11 protein-coding genes and 2 riboswitches are annotated in these 14390 nt (G+C 59.7%); of the genes, 5 read left to right on the top strand and 6 right to left on the bottom strand.

Features of this window, described 5'->3' with window-relative positions; genetic code table 11:
• The first annotated feature begins 127 nt into the window (after positions 1-127).
• Genes hydE through hydF form a run of 4 tightly spaced genes read left to right on the top strand, consistent with a single transcriptional unit; the run spans position 128 to position 4363 of the window.
• The gene (gene hydE / locus ETHHA_RS00255) at positions 128-1198 is read left to right on the top strand and encodes a [FeFe] hydrogenase H-cluster radical SAM maturase HydE (protein WP_013484021.1); all 1071 of its coding nucleotides are present in this window, start codon (positions 128-130) and stop codon (positions 1196-1198) included.
• Positions 1195-2577 (top strand): aspartate ammonia-lyase, encoded by a 1383-nt coding sequence (locus tag ETHHA_RS00250; RefSeq protein WP_013484020.1) that lies wholly within the window; start codon positions 1195-1197, stop codon positions 2575-2577. The genes hydE and ETHHA_RS00250 overlap by 4 nt, the downstream gene beginning before the upstream one ends.
• Positions 2578-2607: 30 nt before the next feature.
• Positions 2608-3084 carry a cupin domain-containing protein gene (locus tag ETHHA_RS00245; RefSeq protein WP_013484019.1) on the top strand — a complete coding sequence of 159 codons (477 nt, stop codon included), beginning with the start codon at positions 2608-2610 and terminating at the stop codon, positions 3082-3084.
• Between the two features lie 34 nt (positions 3085-3118).
• Positions 3119-4363 carry a [FeFe] hydrogenase H-cluster maturation GTPase HydF gene (gene hydF / locus ETHHA_RS00240; protein ID WP_013484018.1) on the top strand — a complete coding sequence of 415 codons (1245 nt, stop codon included), beginning with the start codon at positions 3119-3121 and terminating at the stop codon, positions 4361-4363.
• A gap of 65 nt (positions 4364-4428) precedes the next feature.
• On the opposite strand, the gene ETHHA_RS00235 is transcribed toward hydF, so the two are convergent.
• The 3 genes from ETHHA_RS00235 to ETHHA_RS00225 all read right to left on the bottom strand — a co-directional run bounded on the left by ETHHA_RS00235 (position 4429) and on the right by ETHHA_RS00225 (position 8001).
• Positions 4429-5208: a nucleotidyltransferase domain-containing protein gene (locus ETHHA_RS00235; protein ID WP_159033340.1), complete on the bottom strand. Its 780-nt coding sequence runs from the start codon at positions 5206-5208 to the stop codon at positions 4429-4431.
• A 202-nt stretch (positions 5209-5410) separates the two neighbouring features.
• A complete protein-coding gene (locus ETHHA_RS14180) occupies positions 5411-5989 on the bottom strand; it encodes an ECF transporter S component (RefSeq protein WP_013484016.1) in 579 nt (192 codons plus the stop codon).
• A gap of 86 nt (positions 5990-6075) precedes the next feature.
• Positions 6076-6209, bottom strand: a riboswitch (FMN riboswitch).
• Positions 6210-6393: 184 nt separating this feature from the next.
• Entirely contained in the window at positions 6394-8001 is a 1608-nt protein-coding gene (locus ETHHA_RS00225) for a GGDEF domain-containing protein (protein ID WP_013484015.1), read from the bottom strand.
• 344 nt (positions 8002-8345) lie between these two features.
• Here ETHHA_RS00225 and ETHHA_RS14175 point away from each other — a divergent pair, with 344 nt between their 5' ends.
• Complete coding sequence (locus ETHHA_RS14175; protein ID WP_013484014.1) at positions 8346-8945, top strand: DUF4364 family protein; 600 nt, start codon at positions 8346-8348, stop codon at positions 8943-8945.
• Positions 8946-9026: 81 nt separating this feature from the next.
• Here the strand turns inward: ETHHA_RS14175 and ETHHA_RS14170 are convergent, their stop codons facing one another.
• The 3 genes from ETHHA_RS14170 to ETHHA_RS00205 all read right to left on the bottom strand — a co-directional run bounded on the left by ETHHA_RS14170 (position 9027) and on the right by ETHHA_RS00205 (position 14235).
• Positions 9027-11573, bottom strand: a complete 2547-nt coding sequence (locus ETHHA_RS14170; protein ID WP_013484013.1) for a lectin like domain-containing protein — start codon at positions 11571-11573, stop codon at positions 9027-9029.
• 156 nt (positions 11574-11729) lie between these two features.
• A riboswitch (cyclic di-GMP riboswitch) is annotated at positions 11730-11820 on the bottom strand.
• 130 nt (positions 11821-11950) lie between these two features.
• Positions 11951-12787 carry a carboxylating nicotinate-nucleotide diphosphorylase gene (nadC, locus tag ETHHA_RS00210; protein WP_013484012.1) on the bottom strand — a complete coding sequence of 279 codons (837 nt, stop codon included), beginning with the start codon at positions 12785-12787 and terminating at the stop codon, positions 11951-11953.
• The gene (locus tag ETHHA_RS00205) at positions 12784-14235 is read right to left on the bottom strand and encodes an L-aspartate oxidase (RefSeq protein ID WP_013484011.1); all 1452 of its coding nucleotides are present in this window, start codon (positions 14233-14235) and stop codon (positions 12784-12786) included. The genes nadC and ETHHA_RS00205 overlap by 4 nt, the downstream gene beginning before the upstream one ends.
• Between the last annotated feature and the right edge of the window lie 155 nt (positions 14236-14390).

Below are 14390 nucleotides of genomic sequence, written 5' to 3'. Positions count from 1 at the left end.
GCGTTTTGCGGCTATTTTCTGCAAAACCGGCATCGCAGGCCGGGCTTTTGTTTTTGCGGGCGGCATGTTATAATCAAGGGAAACAGCACACCATGCCGCTACGCGGCGTTCTACGGAGGGTCCCTATATGCTGCATGCAGCGGAATGCACGGACATTGTACGCCACGGCGATAAACCGGCGCTGGCGGCGCTCATCGCCAAAGCCCGGCTGGCCGGGGAAACGGAGCGCGCCGCGCTGTTTAACGCGGCCGATGCAGCCAGACGGCCATATTATGGGAAAAACGTCTATTTTCGCGGGCTGATCGAGTTCACCAGCTACTGCAAAAACGACTGCTATTACTGCGGTATCCGCGCCGGGAACCGGAACGCCCGCCACTACCGCCTGACTGCGGAGGAAATCTGGGCCTGCGCCGCCAAAGGCTATGCGCTCGGCTTCCGCACCTTCGTTTTGCAGGGCGGGGAAGACCCGTGGTATACCGACGCGCGCATCTGCGAGATCGTGAGCGGCCTGAAGGAACGCCACGCCGACTGCGCCGTTACCCTTTCCATCGGGGAAAAATCTTTTGAAAGCTACAAGCGGTATTATGACGCGGGGGCCGACCGCTTTCTGCTTCGGCACGAAACGGCAAATGACGCGCATTACCGGCTGCTGCACCCGCCGGAGCTCTCGCTCGCACACCGCAAGCAGTGCCTGTATGACCTGCGGGCCATCGGTTACCAGGTGGGGGCGGGCTTCATGGTGGAATCACCGGGACAGACCGACGAGACCCTCGCAGAAGATTTCCTGTTTCTGCGCGAGTTGCAGCCGCATATGGTGGGCATCGGACCGTTCGTGCCGCACCACGACACGCGTTATGCCGGTCTGCCCACCCCCACGGCGGATTTCACGCTGGTGCTCCTTTCGCTGCTGCGGCTGATGCTGCCGAAGGTGCTGCTGCCCGCCACCACGGCGCTGGGCACCGTGGACCCGCTGGGACGTGAAAAGGGCCTGCGGGCCGGGGCAAACGTAGTGATGCCCAACCTCTCGCCCGTGACCCACCGCAAGGACTACATGCTGTACGACAACAAAATCTGCACCGGGGAAGAAGCGGCGGAATGCCTGCAATGCCTCTCGCGGCGCATTGCTTCGGCGGGCTTTATCCCCGACTTCGGGCGCGGCGACCACGCCGACCGGGTGGAAAAGGCGGCGCGCGCATGAGGACGGAACGGGATCTGCTGGGAAGTTATCAGATAGACGACGACGCCTATTACGGTGTCCACAGCGCCAGAGCGCGGGAGAATTTTCCGCTTTCCGGGCGGCGGCTGCACCCTGAACTGGTGAAGGCGCTGGCGATGGTAAAGCAGGCGGCCGCGCGAGCCAACCGGGACGCCGGCCTGCTTCCGCCGGAAAAGGCGGAAGCCATCGAAAAAGCCTGCGCGGAGATCGCCGCGGGCGGGTTTTCCGACCAGTTTATCACCGACGCGCTGCAAGGCGGGGCGGGCACCTCCGCCAACATGAACGCCAACGAAGTGATCGCCAACCGGGCCATCGAGCTGTTGGGCGGGAAAAAGGGCGACTATACGCTGGTGCACCCCATCGACGACGTCAACCGCTCGCAATCCACCAACGACGTATTCCCCACGGCGGTGCGGGTGGCGGCCATCCGCATGCTCAAACCGGTAAGCGAAGGCTTCGCCCGTCTGCAAACCGCCTTGCAGGAAAAAGAAGAAGCATTTTCCTGCGTGCTGAAAATCGGCCGCACCGAATTGCAGGACGCCGTGCCCATCACACTGGGGCAGGAATTCGGCGCGTGGGCACAGGCGGTTGCACGCGACCGCTGGCGGCTGTACAAAGTAGAAGAACGCCTGCGGCAGGTCAATCTGGGCGGCACGGCGGTGGGCACGGGTTTAAACGCCCCGCGCGCCTATGTCTTCGCGGCGGCGGAGCACCTGCGGGAGCTGACCGGGCTGGGCCTCGCCCGCGCGGAAGACCCCATCGACCCCACGCAGAACTGCGACGTATTTGCGGAAGTCTCCGGCCTTTTAAAGGCCGCGGCGGTGAACCTCGCCAAAATTGCGGGCGACCTGCGGCTGCTTTCCTCCGGACCGCGCGCAGGATTCGGAGAGATCCACCTGCCCGCGATGCAGGCTGGCTCCTCCATCATGCCCGGCAAGGTCAACCCCGTTATCCCCGAGGCGGTGACACAGGCGGCCTATCAGATCATGGCGGACGATCTGGCTGTGACGCTGGCGGCGCAGGCGGGCAATCTGGAGCTGAACGCCTTTCTGCCGCTCATCGCCAAAAATTTGCTCGAAATGCTCGACCTGATGCGGCAGGCCGTCTTCATCTTTACCAAAAAATGCGTGGCGGGCATCGAACCCGACCGCGCACGCTGCGCGGCACTGGCGGAGCAAAGCCCTTCGCTCGCGGCGGCGCTCATCGACCATATCGGCTACGACGCGGCCTCCCGGATTGCCAAAGACTGCCTGCACACCGGCAAGACCGTGAGACAGGCGCTGCTGGAAGACGGCCGCTTCACCCCGGAAGAGATCGACCGCCTGCTCGACCCCATTGCCATGACCTCCGGGCGCGGATAAAACGTGCTGCCCCGAAAGGAGCTGTCGAACTTGGAAAAAATCGTGATCGCCAACCGGGAGCACACACCCGCCCGGCATGAAGAACACGGCGCCTATACCTTTGACAAGCACCTCATCGTACCCAAACGCGCCGAAAACCGGTGCACCGTCGCCATTATGGAAGTGCCGCCGCACAAAGCGGCTTTTCCTTACCATTACCACATGAACATCACGGAAGTATTTTACATCATCTCCGGATGCGGGCGTCTGGAAACGCCGGACGGTGAGAAAACCGTGGCGGCGGGGGACGTGCTGGTGTTTCCCTGCGGGGAAAGCGGCGCGCACCGGCTATGGAACACCTCCGATACGGAGCCGCTGGTGTATCTGGACTGCGACACGACCGCTGCCGCCGACGTGGCGTTTTATCCACATTCCGGCAAAGCCGGGCTGCTCCTTGAGGGACAGCCGGGCACATTCTTTCCGCTTTCCGGCGCGGTGAACTATTATCAGAACGACCCGGACGCCTGATCGCCGCGTCCGCCCGTCAGACAAGGAGATTTTCATGGACACCACACCCATCGCCAACCGCACGCACATCGCCTTTTTCGGGCGGCGCAACGCGGGTAAATCCTCACTGCTCAATGCTATCGCCGGGCAGCCGGTCGCCGTCACGTCCGACGTGCCCGGCACCACCACCGACCCCGTGCATAAAACAATGGAGATCCTGCCGCTCGGGCCGGTGCTGCTAACCGACACCGCCGGCCTGGACGACACCGGCGAGCTGGGCGGCCTGCGGGTGGAAAAAGCCTATGAAGAACTGCGGCGCACCGACCTCGCCGTGCTGGTGGCGGACGCGGCGGACGGTGTCGGCAACTTTGAGACGGCGTTCATCGGAGAATTGCGCAAACGGCGGGTACCGTTCGTGGTGGTGCTCAACAAATGTGATACGCACGCGGTGAGTACGGACGAACTGGACGCGCTGAAAGCGGCTGCCGCAGCTCCCACCGCCGCGGTGAGCGCCAAAACAGGGGAGGGCGTGCCCGCCCTGCGGGAACTGCTGGCGCGCACCGTCTTGCCGGACACGGAGGAGCTTGGCCTGACCAGCGGGCTGGTCGGAGAAGGGCAGACCGCCGTGCTGGTGACGCCCATCGACAAAGCCGCGCCGAAGGGCCGCCTGATTCTGCCTCAACAGCAAACCATCCGCGACATCCTGGAGCGCGACGCCATCGCCGTGGTAACCAAAGAGCAGGAACTGCGCTACACGCTCGAAAACCTGCGGCAGAAACCCGCCGCGGTCATCACCGACTCGCAGGCGTTTCTCAAAGTGTCGGCGGACACACCGGCGGACATCCCGCTCACCTCGTTTTCCATCCTGTTTGCCCGCCAGAAAGGCGACCTCGCGGCATTAACCAAGGGCGTGCGACGCATCGCCTCGCTGAAACCGGGCGAGCGGGTGCTCATCGCGGAGGGCTGTACCCACCACCGGCAGTCGGACGACATCGGCAAGGTAAAGATCCCGCGCTGGATCCGCCGACTGGTGGGGGGAGACGTACAGTTCGACTGGACATCCGGTCTGGATTTTCCGCGCAACATGGAGCAGTATGCCGTGGTGGTACACTGCGGCGGCTGCATGCTCACCCGCCGGGAAATGCAGTACCGTATCCACTATGCGCAGGCCCACGGCGTGGATGTGACCAATTACGGCATGCTGATCGCCTATGTGCAGGGCATTCTGGAGCGGGCGCTGGGGCCGTTCCCCGCTGCAGCGCTTGCATTTGCCAAACAAGACCCGGAAACCGCATCCTAAAAAAGCAGGCAGCCGTTTATCCGGTTGCCTGCTTTTCCATTCTGTTCAAACGTCCGCGCGCACAGTCAGTCCGCCGCGAACGGAAAATCTTCGATACGTCCCATACGGACATCCCACAGAAACTGCCGGTCCTGGCTGGAATCGTGCGGCCAACAGGCAAAATCCGACACCATGTTGTACAACCGTTCCACATCTTCCGCGCGTTTCTGGTCAACCAGCGTGTTCAGGCAGCGCATCAGCCCCGCGGGCTTCTGCGGCACGCCCGAAAGCACCTGCAAAAACCACTTGTGCCCCGGAAACAGCGTCTCGTTATAGGCGAGAAACAGCCGCCCGGCATACAGCGCGAACTGCAGCGCCGAAAGATGCGCCAAATAGTGATTATCCCGACGCAGCGCCTCGTAATAATGCGCTTTCCACGCGGAAAACTGCGCGTAAAACCGAACCATTTTCCGGCGCTTCTGCTCCACCGGGTAACGGGCGGCTCCCCGCACCAGATCTTCCAGCCCGCCCTGACGGTCGAAGGTAACAATGGCATCCTGAAAGTCGAACCGGGCGGATTCGCTGCCGTCCGCGGCGATCCGCTCAATATGCATCGGTGTGATAAACTCACCGTCCACATAGCCGCCCTCATACGGGGTGGCATCCCGGTCGAAATAACTGACATTGCCCATATGCTCTTTGGCAGTGAAAAAATCGTCGGTGCAAACGATCTTGATGTCAACATCCGAATTTTCCAGTGCAAAGCCATGCGCCACCGATCCATAGATGATGACGCCCAGCACTTCGTCCCACGTGGACAATTCTTTTGTGGCCGCTTCGATCGCGGCCTGATGGTGTTCAAACACCGTATCACACCCCAAGGCTGCCGTAGGCATCAGAAAAACAGGACCGCCGCCAACCGCAGGGTTCGCTGTGTTTGTCTGCTTTCGCCCGCATATCCCATATGTATATGTACTGGTACCACTATACCACAGGCGGCAAAAAAATCAACCACAGACATGCAAAAGAGTGGAAAACTTCTGGAGAAACGATATCGGCATCCAGCGCTCACACCTTCAGGGCATGCGTGTTTTTCTGCACCGCAGCCATCACCGGAATCAGCACGGCCGCCGTCAATACCGGCTTCACCAGATTGAGGATCGTGGCCGAACCAATGGCGGCCCAAAGCGCCGTGCCACCCAGCGGAATGTGCAGCACATGCAGGAAAAAGGGCGGTGCAATCAGATAATTGGCAACCACGCCAACCGCGACCATGGACGCCAGCCCGGCGATCCCTCCCAAAAGGATGGCGGTCAGCCATTTATGCCCCCGGTGTATCCACGCACGGACGACCAACGAGAGCGGGACAACCAGCGCCGTGCCCACAATGAAATTGATCAGCGAGCCATAACCCATCGTCACGCCGATATCGCGCGTAAGAAAAAAGATGAGGTTTTTGATCAACTCAACCACGATCCCGGCCAGCGGGCCGAACAGAATAGCGGCAACCGCCGCGGGCAGGTCGCTGAAATCCAATTTCAGATAGTTTGAAAAAAACGGCACCTCGTAATAATACAGGACGATGGAGATGGCGGCCAGCAACCCCAATATAATCATTCGCAGGGTCTTCTGCTGTCGTGTGTACATGAAAAAGCTCCCCTTCTCGTTGTGGGACGCGCAGAAAACCAAGAAAGCCCCGGGATATAACAATACCCGGGGCCATTTCGCAGTGCATGCGTCTTTTTTCATCCGGACTGTACCGTCGGCCACGGAATCGCACCGTGTCAACAAAAACTGCTCGCGGGCTCGTCGGCGCAAAGGCCGCATAACCGCCGGTGGGGAATTGCACCCCGCCCCAAAGACATTTGGATTTTTCCCAATTATAACACACGTTTTCCCGGTTGGCAAGTGCAACCCGGAATTTTTCATTCCCGCATGTGTGGGCCTACATGATATGTCCGGCAAAAGGAGACAAAAAACGGGCCGCACCGGCCAACTTTCCGGCAAAGAAAACCATCGGGTGAAATGGCACCCGGCCTCTTCCGGAATCTTCATCCGGAATGCTTCTGCATCTGCTTGTCTTTGTACATCGCTTCGTCCGCTTCGCGCAGCAGAAAGCTGATATCATCCTTTTCGAGCCGCTTTTTCAGGCATACGGAAAATCCGGCCGCAATGCCGACCATGTGCTCCACGGCGCCCAAAACGATGGGTTTTTGAAACTGCATTCGGATTTGCCCGATTCTTTCTCCGGCCCCATGGATATCCGCGTCGACAAGAAGAAGAACAAACTCGTCGCCGCCCATCCGTGCCAGGATATCTTTTTCTCCCCTGCAGGCACGGAGCCTTTTTGATGCCTCGACCAGCAACTGGTCGCCTATTGCGTGCCCGTATTGGTCGTTGATTTTTTTGAAACCGTTCAGATCCATAAAAATCAGTGCGATCCCCGCACTGCTCAGGCCACTTTCGAATTGCAACCGACCGACCTGCTCAAAAAAATGCCTTCTGTTTGCAAGGCCGGTCAACACATCATAATTGGCAAGATGATAGTAATCAGACGCCAGGGACTTATATCGTTCCTGCCCGTCTCTCAGTGCATTCTCCATTTCTTTTTGCCTGGAAATGTCGTGGAAAGACAGCACAACCCCTAAAAATCCGTGGGCGCTGTTTTCTGCAATGGAAGCGGAAACGACTGTTGGGATGACGCGCCCATCCACGTTTCTGATCTTGATGTCCATGTCCTTCCGGGTGTGCTTATCCACAAGATTCTGAAGATTTTTTGAAAGCACCAAGGGGTCGGCCAAAAATGTGCGTATGCACCGGCCGATCAACGTTTGAGCCGGAATGCCGAACAGATCGGATGCGGCCCGATTGGCTCTGATGATGCCCCCTCTTCTGTTGACGGCAAGAACCGCGTCCGTGATGGTCTCCAGCATCAATCGGGATTTGATCTGATCGGAGACCGCCAGAAAATTCAACCGGGCCGTGATCACCCAGTCTCCATAAAGCACCACGATCAGAAACAGAACGGCCGGAGGCGGGAAGAAATGAGAAAACAGCGGCAGAACCAAATCGGAAAACAAGCCGAGCACCACGATCAGCCCGAATATATAAACGATCAGGTTGGCCTGCCGCTTAAAATAAATCAGCTTCTTCCGCTTTCCCCAACGGAAAACCAGATAAAAACCGACGCCGAAATAAAACAGGAGATAGGCAATATACACCCACAGCCGGATCGAGTCCGGCGAATTGACATAAGTCCATCCCCACCCGCTGTCGCTTTCCACCAGAGCGTAAGCAACGGAGGTTTTCGTCGAAAGCAAATTGCTCAGGGTCAAAACGGCGGGGAACAGAAAAAACAGCAGGTTCCGCCAGCCTTTTCCCAAATGTTTATCCGCCTCGGAGAGCTGCACATAATAATATGTGGAGAAACAGGGAAGGGTGCACCAGCCCAAAGCGCCGACTTTCAGCCAGAACCACGCCGCATGTTGATCGGCGGCGCTATAGAAAAACGTATACGCGAACGCCCACACGGCCGCACTGATATTGATCAGCGTCCCCGACCGGCGTTCACCGCCAGTCGCTTCGGACTTTGCTATGCAGATTGCAAAACAAGAAAAGCCAATGCAATTAAAAAAAGAGATCAGCGATAATACATTCATAAAATATCACTCTCAAAATGTCAAAGTATATATGAGAAAGGGAGTGAAATAAAGAAGGGAGATGATATCTCATACGAAAACACGCGGAAAACCGCGGGGGGTGATGCCCTTATTTCTTCACTGCGCACAGCCGTTCAATAAAAAGTGTGCAAAACATTTTGCTTATTTGCTTTTTTCAGTATAAAACGGTTTTTTTCACCAGTCAAGGAGATCTATGCGCGTGTTGAGAAACCTGCGGGTCGGGGCTTTTCATTCTTCCCCTTTTATGTTACATTTAGGACAGACGCAGCCGGATTGGTTCCGGGGCGTTTGGGCAAAGCTGCTTTCAAAACGGAGGGATGATCGTGGAAAACGGTGCGTTTGGCGGCGGAGTGGACCCCGGCGGCCTGCGGGATGCGGACGACGTCAAGATCCTCATCTGCTATCTGCTGAAAAACCTGAAACAGCCCCTTCCGCTCCAGACACTGGCCGAAGCGCTCCAGCAGGACGGCCTGGTCAATTACTTCACTTTGGCGGACGCGCTTCACGCTCTGCTGCTCTCCGGCCATGTCGACCAGGTGGAACAGGACGGCGAAAAGGCATATAAAGCCACGCGGCTGGGCGCGGGCACGGCGGATATGTTTGAACGCCGCCTGCCCCTCTCCGTGCGGGAAAAAGCGGTGCGCGCGGGTGTGCGGCTTCTGGCGCGCCAGAAGCGCGATGCGGAAAACAAAGTGGAGATCACGCCCTCCGGCGCCGGGTTCGCCGTGCGCTGCACAGTGCTGGATGGGGAAGACACGCTGCTCTCCATTTCGCTGCTGGTGCCCGACCGCGCACAGGCGGAAGCGGTGCGGCAGCAGTTTCTGCACGACCCCGCCACCGTCTACCGGGGCGCGGTCGCTCTGATGACCGGAGATATCGACGCTGTGGGCGGCATGCTGCCGCGTAAACCTCCCGTCGAGTGAGTTTTTCTTTTATCCGAACAACAGGCGGCACAGAAAGGACTTGACGTTCTTTCTGTGCCGCCTGTCTTGTATATTGGGAAATCAGTGGTTAAAGCTGCCCACAAACCACTGCACCGTGCCGTCGTTCCCGATTGCCGCCACATTCACCGTATGCCGGCCCGCCGTCAGAGCGCTCGCCGGAATGGTCAGGCTGAAACCGCTGTTGGTACTGCCAATATACCGCCCGCAGGGATCGACAACCGCCCGCACATCCGGCCGGGACAGGTGGGCCGATGTGCTGTAAAACTGCTGCTGCGCCGTGTAGAGATCCACATAGACATCCACACGCTGGATGCCCGCGTGGTTGAGCGCCCAGCCGGATACCGTCACATTGCCGTACTGCATGGAATTGGAAGGGCTGTCCAGATTGCCGGCGGCATCCGGCCCAACCGTAAATCCACGCACAAACCACTGCACCGTGCCGTCATTCCCGATGGCCGCCACATTCACCGTATGCCGGCCCGCCGTCAGGTCTTCCGCCGGAATAGTCAGACTGTAACCGCTGGTGGTACTGCCGATATAATGCCCGTAGGGATCGATGATCGTCTTCACATCGGGGCGGGGTATGTTCACCAGCGTGGAATAAAATTTCTGCTGCGCCGTGCCGAGATCCACGTAGACATCCACACGATTCATCCCCGCGTGGTTGAGCGCCCAGCCGGACACCGTCACATCGCCGCAGTTGACGGTATCTGCCGGGCTGTCCAGATTGCCGGCAGCCGACGGGCCGACCCAGAAACCGCGCACGGCCCAGTCCACCGACCCGTCGTTTGCGATGGCCGCCACATAGACGGTGTGCCGGCCCACCGTCAGGTCGCCCGCGGGGATGGTCAGACTGTAGCCGCTGGTGGCGCTGTTCGGATACTGGTTTTGGGGATCCATGACAGCCTGCACATCCGGCCGGCTGTTGACCGCTTTGGTGGAGTACCCGCCCTTCTGCCAGGGGGTGCCAAGGTCAAGGTACATATCGATCCGGGTGATGCCCCATCCGCTCAGTGCCCAGCCGGACACCGTCACATTGCCGTACTGCATGGAATCGGATGGGCTGTCCACCGCGATTTTCGCGGGAAGGGAGGGATTCGGCTTGACGGAAGATCCCAAAGAGGAAGCGCCGCCCAGCGAGCTGCTGCCGGACGAACCGCTGCTGGATGAGCTGCCGGACGAGCTGCTGCCGGATGAACTGCTGCCGGAGGCGGGCGCTTTGGTAAATGCCTTCAAGCAGACGTTGATGTTTGAAAGCCCGAAGGCCTGGGTCGTATCCGCCCATCCGTTTCCGTCGTAAGAGATATAGCTCTGCCCGGAGGAAGCGGTAGCCTTGCTGGAATAGCCGCTGATCGGCATTTCCAGCGGAATCGAGGCGCCGCTGGTGGTAAACCGCACCTCCACCGCAAACGAACTGCCCTGTGTGAGCGCCACGGAAGAGGAAAACGATACCGTGTGGTATCCGGCCGACGATTCGGTGCCCGAGGCCACCAACGTGCGCGTATCACTGCTCAGCGAGCTCGTGTATTGTGGGATCACATAAATCTGATACCCCATCGACGGGGAAAGCGTGTAAAAACTAACGGCGGTAAGGCTGTTGCTGTCTTCGGCTTTAAACACATTGGCCATCCACTGCACACCGGAGCTGCCCGGTGTGGAAGCCGTGAACCCCAGCGGGTCATACTGATAGACCTCACTGTAATTGCCGGTGGATTCCGCATCGTTGAATGCGGCGCAGCCATCCCGGCCGAACGCGGTGTCGTCATACGACACATAGAAATAACCGTTTGCGCCCCAGCCGGTGCCCCAGCTGTTTTGGCAAAGAAACGCGCCGTTGTGCGCGGGGGTGCCGGCCGAGCTCCCGGCAAAATTGGCGGCGGGATAATTGTCGTCCCAGCCCACCACATCGATTTCATGATTGGGGACGGAGCTGCCGTTATAATAATAGCTGCTGGTGCCGCTTGTATAATATCCGCTGCCGTAATAGAGCGAAGCGGTCACCGCCGTACCGGCCAGGAGCTCCTGTTTGATGGCGTTATCGGCCGTTGTGTCGCCATAGCCCGACCTGCCGGGCAGCCAGTCCACATTCTGCACATGCTTCTGCACGCCGGAAGTCCCGCTCTGGTTCACCGGGCCGCTCCACCGCGCCAGATAGGCTGTGGACATCTGATCGTTGCCGCCGGCGTTTACCCCCAAGTCGAACCCGGAGTTGCTTTCCAGCGCGCTTTCGGAAAACGTATCGTCTTCCGCGGGCTTGAGAGTCGATTCCAACGAACCCATCGCGGCATAGGCCCAGCAGTCGCCTTCGCTGCCCTGGTTTTTTACGGACGTGACCTTGTTCTGCGCGCGCAGGTCGTAGGAAGACGGGATGTTCGATGCGCCATACAGCCGAACGGCGCTTGCTCCCGCATGGGGAACGGTGTAGCGCGACGCGGCATAACTGCCGCCGGACACGGACTGCGGGCCGTCTTCCTGAATGGCGACCGACGAGAGGCTCGCCGTGGAAACGGCGGACGCCGCCGCTTCCAACGCCAGCCCGCAGTCGAACACCGCAAAGAACCCGACGGCGCAAACCACGCCGACTACCTTTACCAATCTGTTTTTCATGACTCATTCAACTCCCAGTATTTGTTTTCGCAAAATGATCCGTTCACTTTGTTTGCAAATAAGTGGAAGCGCATGTTGTCCGCCCAAATTTGTGCAAATAAAAAACAGATACCCGACAAACCCATTGCCACGGTACCTGTTCTCATTCTATGTACAAATGGCAACCCGGCGATCATCGCTTCCGAACGGAAGCATTAGACCCGTAGCTTTGCGCCCCTGCCTTTCGACAAGTTTGCTATTTACAATATGCACTTTTTATATATTTATATATTAACGCTATCGTGTCGAAATTTCAAGAACTTTGTATGGACTTTGTGAAATTTTACAATCACGCCCCCGCGCACGGGCCGATGTCTTCATTTGGGGAAACGCGCGGTTCAGTCCCGCAGCTTCATGGAGATGTCCAGCGCTTTCACCGAGTGGGTAAGGGCGCCGATGGAAATGAGATTCACGCCGGTTTCCGCAATGCCGCGCAGAGTCTCCTGCGTGACGCCGCCGGAAGCCTCCAGCGGCACACGCCCCGCCGTGACGCGCACAGCCTCGCGCATGTCCTCCAGGCTCATGTTGTCGAGCATGATGATGTCCGCCCCCGCGGCCAGCGCGTCCGCAAGCTCCTTGAGATCCCGGGTCTCCACCTCGATTTTGACCGTGTGCCCCACGCGCGCGCGCAGCGTGGCCACCGCCTTGCCAATGCCGCCCGCCGCATCGACGTGATTGTCCTTGATGAGCGCGGCGTCCGACAGGTTGAAGCGGTGGTTTTTTCCGCCGCCCACCGTCACGGCATATTTTTCGAGCACGCGCAGGCCCGGCAGGGTCTTGCGGGTGTCGCAGACGCTGGCGCAGGTGCCCTCCACCGTTTGCACGGCGCGCGCGGTGGCGGTGGCAATGCCCGACAGGTGCTGAAGCAGATTGAGCGCCGTGCGCTCGCCCTTGAGCAGCGCGCGGGTGTTGCCGTGCACGCGCGCGATGATCTCGCCCTTTTGCAACATGTCGCCGTCTTTGCGGAGCACCTCCGCCGTCACCCCGGCATCCAACAGGCGCAGCGTGCGCAGGGCCACGTCCAGCCCGCAGAGCACGCCGTCCTCCTTCGCCAGAAACACGGCGCCCGACTGCTGCTCCTCCGGGATGAGGTTGTCGGTGGTCACGTCAATGTAATTGATGTCCTCTTTGAGTCCGCGCAGAATGACCTCGTCGTAATGCATGGGCAGAATCATGCGGAAAGCACCTCCTTGAGAATCAGGGCCGCCACACCGGCCAGGCTGCGTAGCTCTGTCAGCCCGCGCGAATCGGCGTAGCCGTCTTCCATCTGCCGCGCGATGGCCTCGACACGCGGCAGATTTTCACGCGCCTTTTCCAAATTGGCCGTAACAAAAAAACTTTCCTGCACCATTCCCTGAATGGTTTCGCGCAGCTCCACGGGCGCGGGCTTACCCTGGGCGGGCGTCAACGGGCGCACCTCGGCGGGAGCATGGCCAGCGGCAAGAATGTCCGCCGCGGCACGTCGCGAAAACACCAGCGCCTCCAGCAGCGAATTGCTGGCCAGCCGGTTGGCGCCGTGCACTCCGGTGTGGGAACACTCACCCACGGCATACAGCCCGTCCACCGTGGTGCGGGCGTTCAGATCCACGTCGATGCCGCCCATCAGGTAGTGCTGGCAGGGGTAGACCGGGATACGGTCCTTGGTCATGTCAATGCCATATTCCATGCATTTGCGGTAAATGGCCGGGAAGCGGCCGCGCACAAAATCGGCCGGCTCGGCCGTGATGTCGAGATAGAACTCGTTGCTGCCGGTCCGGCGGGCCTCCTCCATGATGCAGCGGGAGACCACGTCCCGCGGGGCAAGCTCGCCGCGGCCGTCGTAGCGCTGCATGAAGCGTTCGCCGCGGCTGTTGAGCAGTTTTGCCCCCTCGCCCCGCACCGACTCGGAGATGAGAAACCGTTCTTCGGGTCCGCGCGCGAGCGCCGTCGGATGGAACTGCACCAGGTTCATCCCCTTGATGCGCGCGCCCAGTTTTTCCGCGAACACGATGCCGTCGCCGGTGGCGACGGGGGAGTTGGTGGTATAGCGAAACACCCGGCCGATGCCGCCGGTGGCCAGGATGCAGAACCGGGCGTTCACGGTAGCGAACGCGCCACCCTGCTCGATGAGCGCGTGGAAACCGCCCGCGTCCTTTTCCAGCCGGGTGAGCACGGTGTCGGCCGCAAGGGAGATGTTCGGCCGCCCGGCAAGCGCCGCCAGCAGGCCGCGCACGATCTCCGCGCCGGTCTGATCCTCGTGATGGGCGATGCGGCGGCGGGAGTGCCCGCCCTCCAACGTGAGGTCAAGCGCGCCGTCCCGTCCGGTGTCGAACGCCACACCCAGCTCGCGCAGCTCCAGCACACTGGCGGGGCCCTCATGCACCAGCACGCGCACGGCGGCGGGATCGTTGCGATGGCCCCCGGCGATCATCGTATCCTGAAAATGCAGCTCCTCGTTGTCTTCCTGCGGGTTGAGCACTGCGGCTACACCACCCTGCGCATAGGCGCTGTTGCAGACATCGGCCGCATCCTTGCTCAGCACCAGCACCGAAAATCCGGCGTCCAGGCTGAGCGCGGCGTGCAGGCCGGCCGCCCCGCTGCCCACGATGAGCACATCATAGACTTCCTTCACAGATCGGTTCATTTCCGCTTCCTTTCCAAACTCCGCGCGACCTTTTGCGCAGAGAGCGCGCCGGTTTCCCGGTGTTTCCTCCCCGTTTTGATCCGTTTGCCGCGCAACAGTTGTATTGTACCATATTTTTACCCGTTTTCCCTCCTTTTTTTCGGGATTCTTTGCCA

This window comes from Ethanoligenens harbinense YUAN-3 (genome assembly GCF_000178115.2).
GTDB classification, from domain to species: domain Bacteria; phylum Bacillota; class Clostridia; order Oscillospirales; family Ethanoligenentaceae; genus Ethanoligenens; species Ethanoligenens harbinense.
The sequence above is the reverse complement of the archived record's forward strand: the minus strand, read 5'-3'. Positions and strand labels throughout refer to the sequence as shown.

Bases quoted from the DNA above. Each gene is read 5' to 3' on its own strand.
- ETHHA_RS00250 (WP_013484020.1), top strand. From the start codon at position 1,195: ATGAGGACGGAACGGGATCTGCTGGGAAGTTATCAGATAGACGACGAC.
- ETHHA_RS14180 (WP_013484016.1), bottom strand. From the start codon at position 5,989: ATGTACACACGACAGCAGAAGACCCTGCGAATGATTATATTGGGGTTG.
- ETHHA_RS14170 (WP_013484013.1), bottom strand. From the start codon at position 11,573: ATGAAAAACAGATTGGTAAAGGTAGTCGGCGTGGTTTGCGCCGTCGGG.
- hydF (WP_013484018.1), top strand. From the start codon at position 3,119: ATGGACACCACACCCATCGCCAACCGCACGCACATCGCCTTTTTCGGG.
- ETHHA_RS00205 (WP_013484011.1), bottom strand. From the start codon at position 14,235: ATGAACCGATCTGTGAAGGAAGTCTATGATGTGCTCATCGTGGGCAGC.
- hydE (WP_013484021.1), top strand. From the start codon at position 128: ATGCTGCATGCAGCGGAATGCACGGACATTGTACGCCACGGCGATAAA.
- ETHHA_RS00225 (WP_013484015.1), bottom strand. From the start codon at position 8,001: ATGAATGTATTATCGCTGATCTCTTTTTTTAATTGCATTGGCTTTTCT.
- nadC (WP_013484012.1), bottom strand. From the start codon at position 12,787: ATGATTCTGCCCATGCATTACGACGAGGTCATTCTGCGCGGACTCAAA.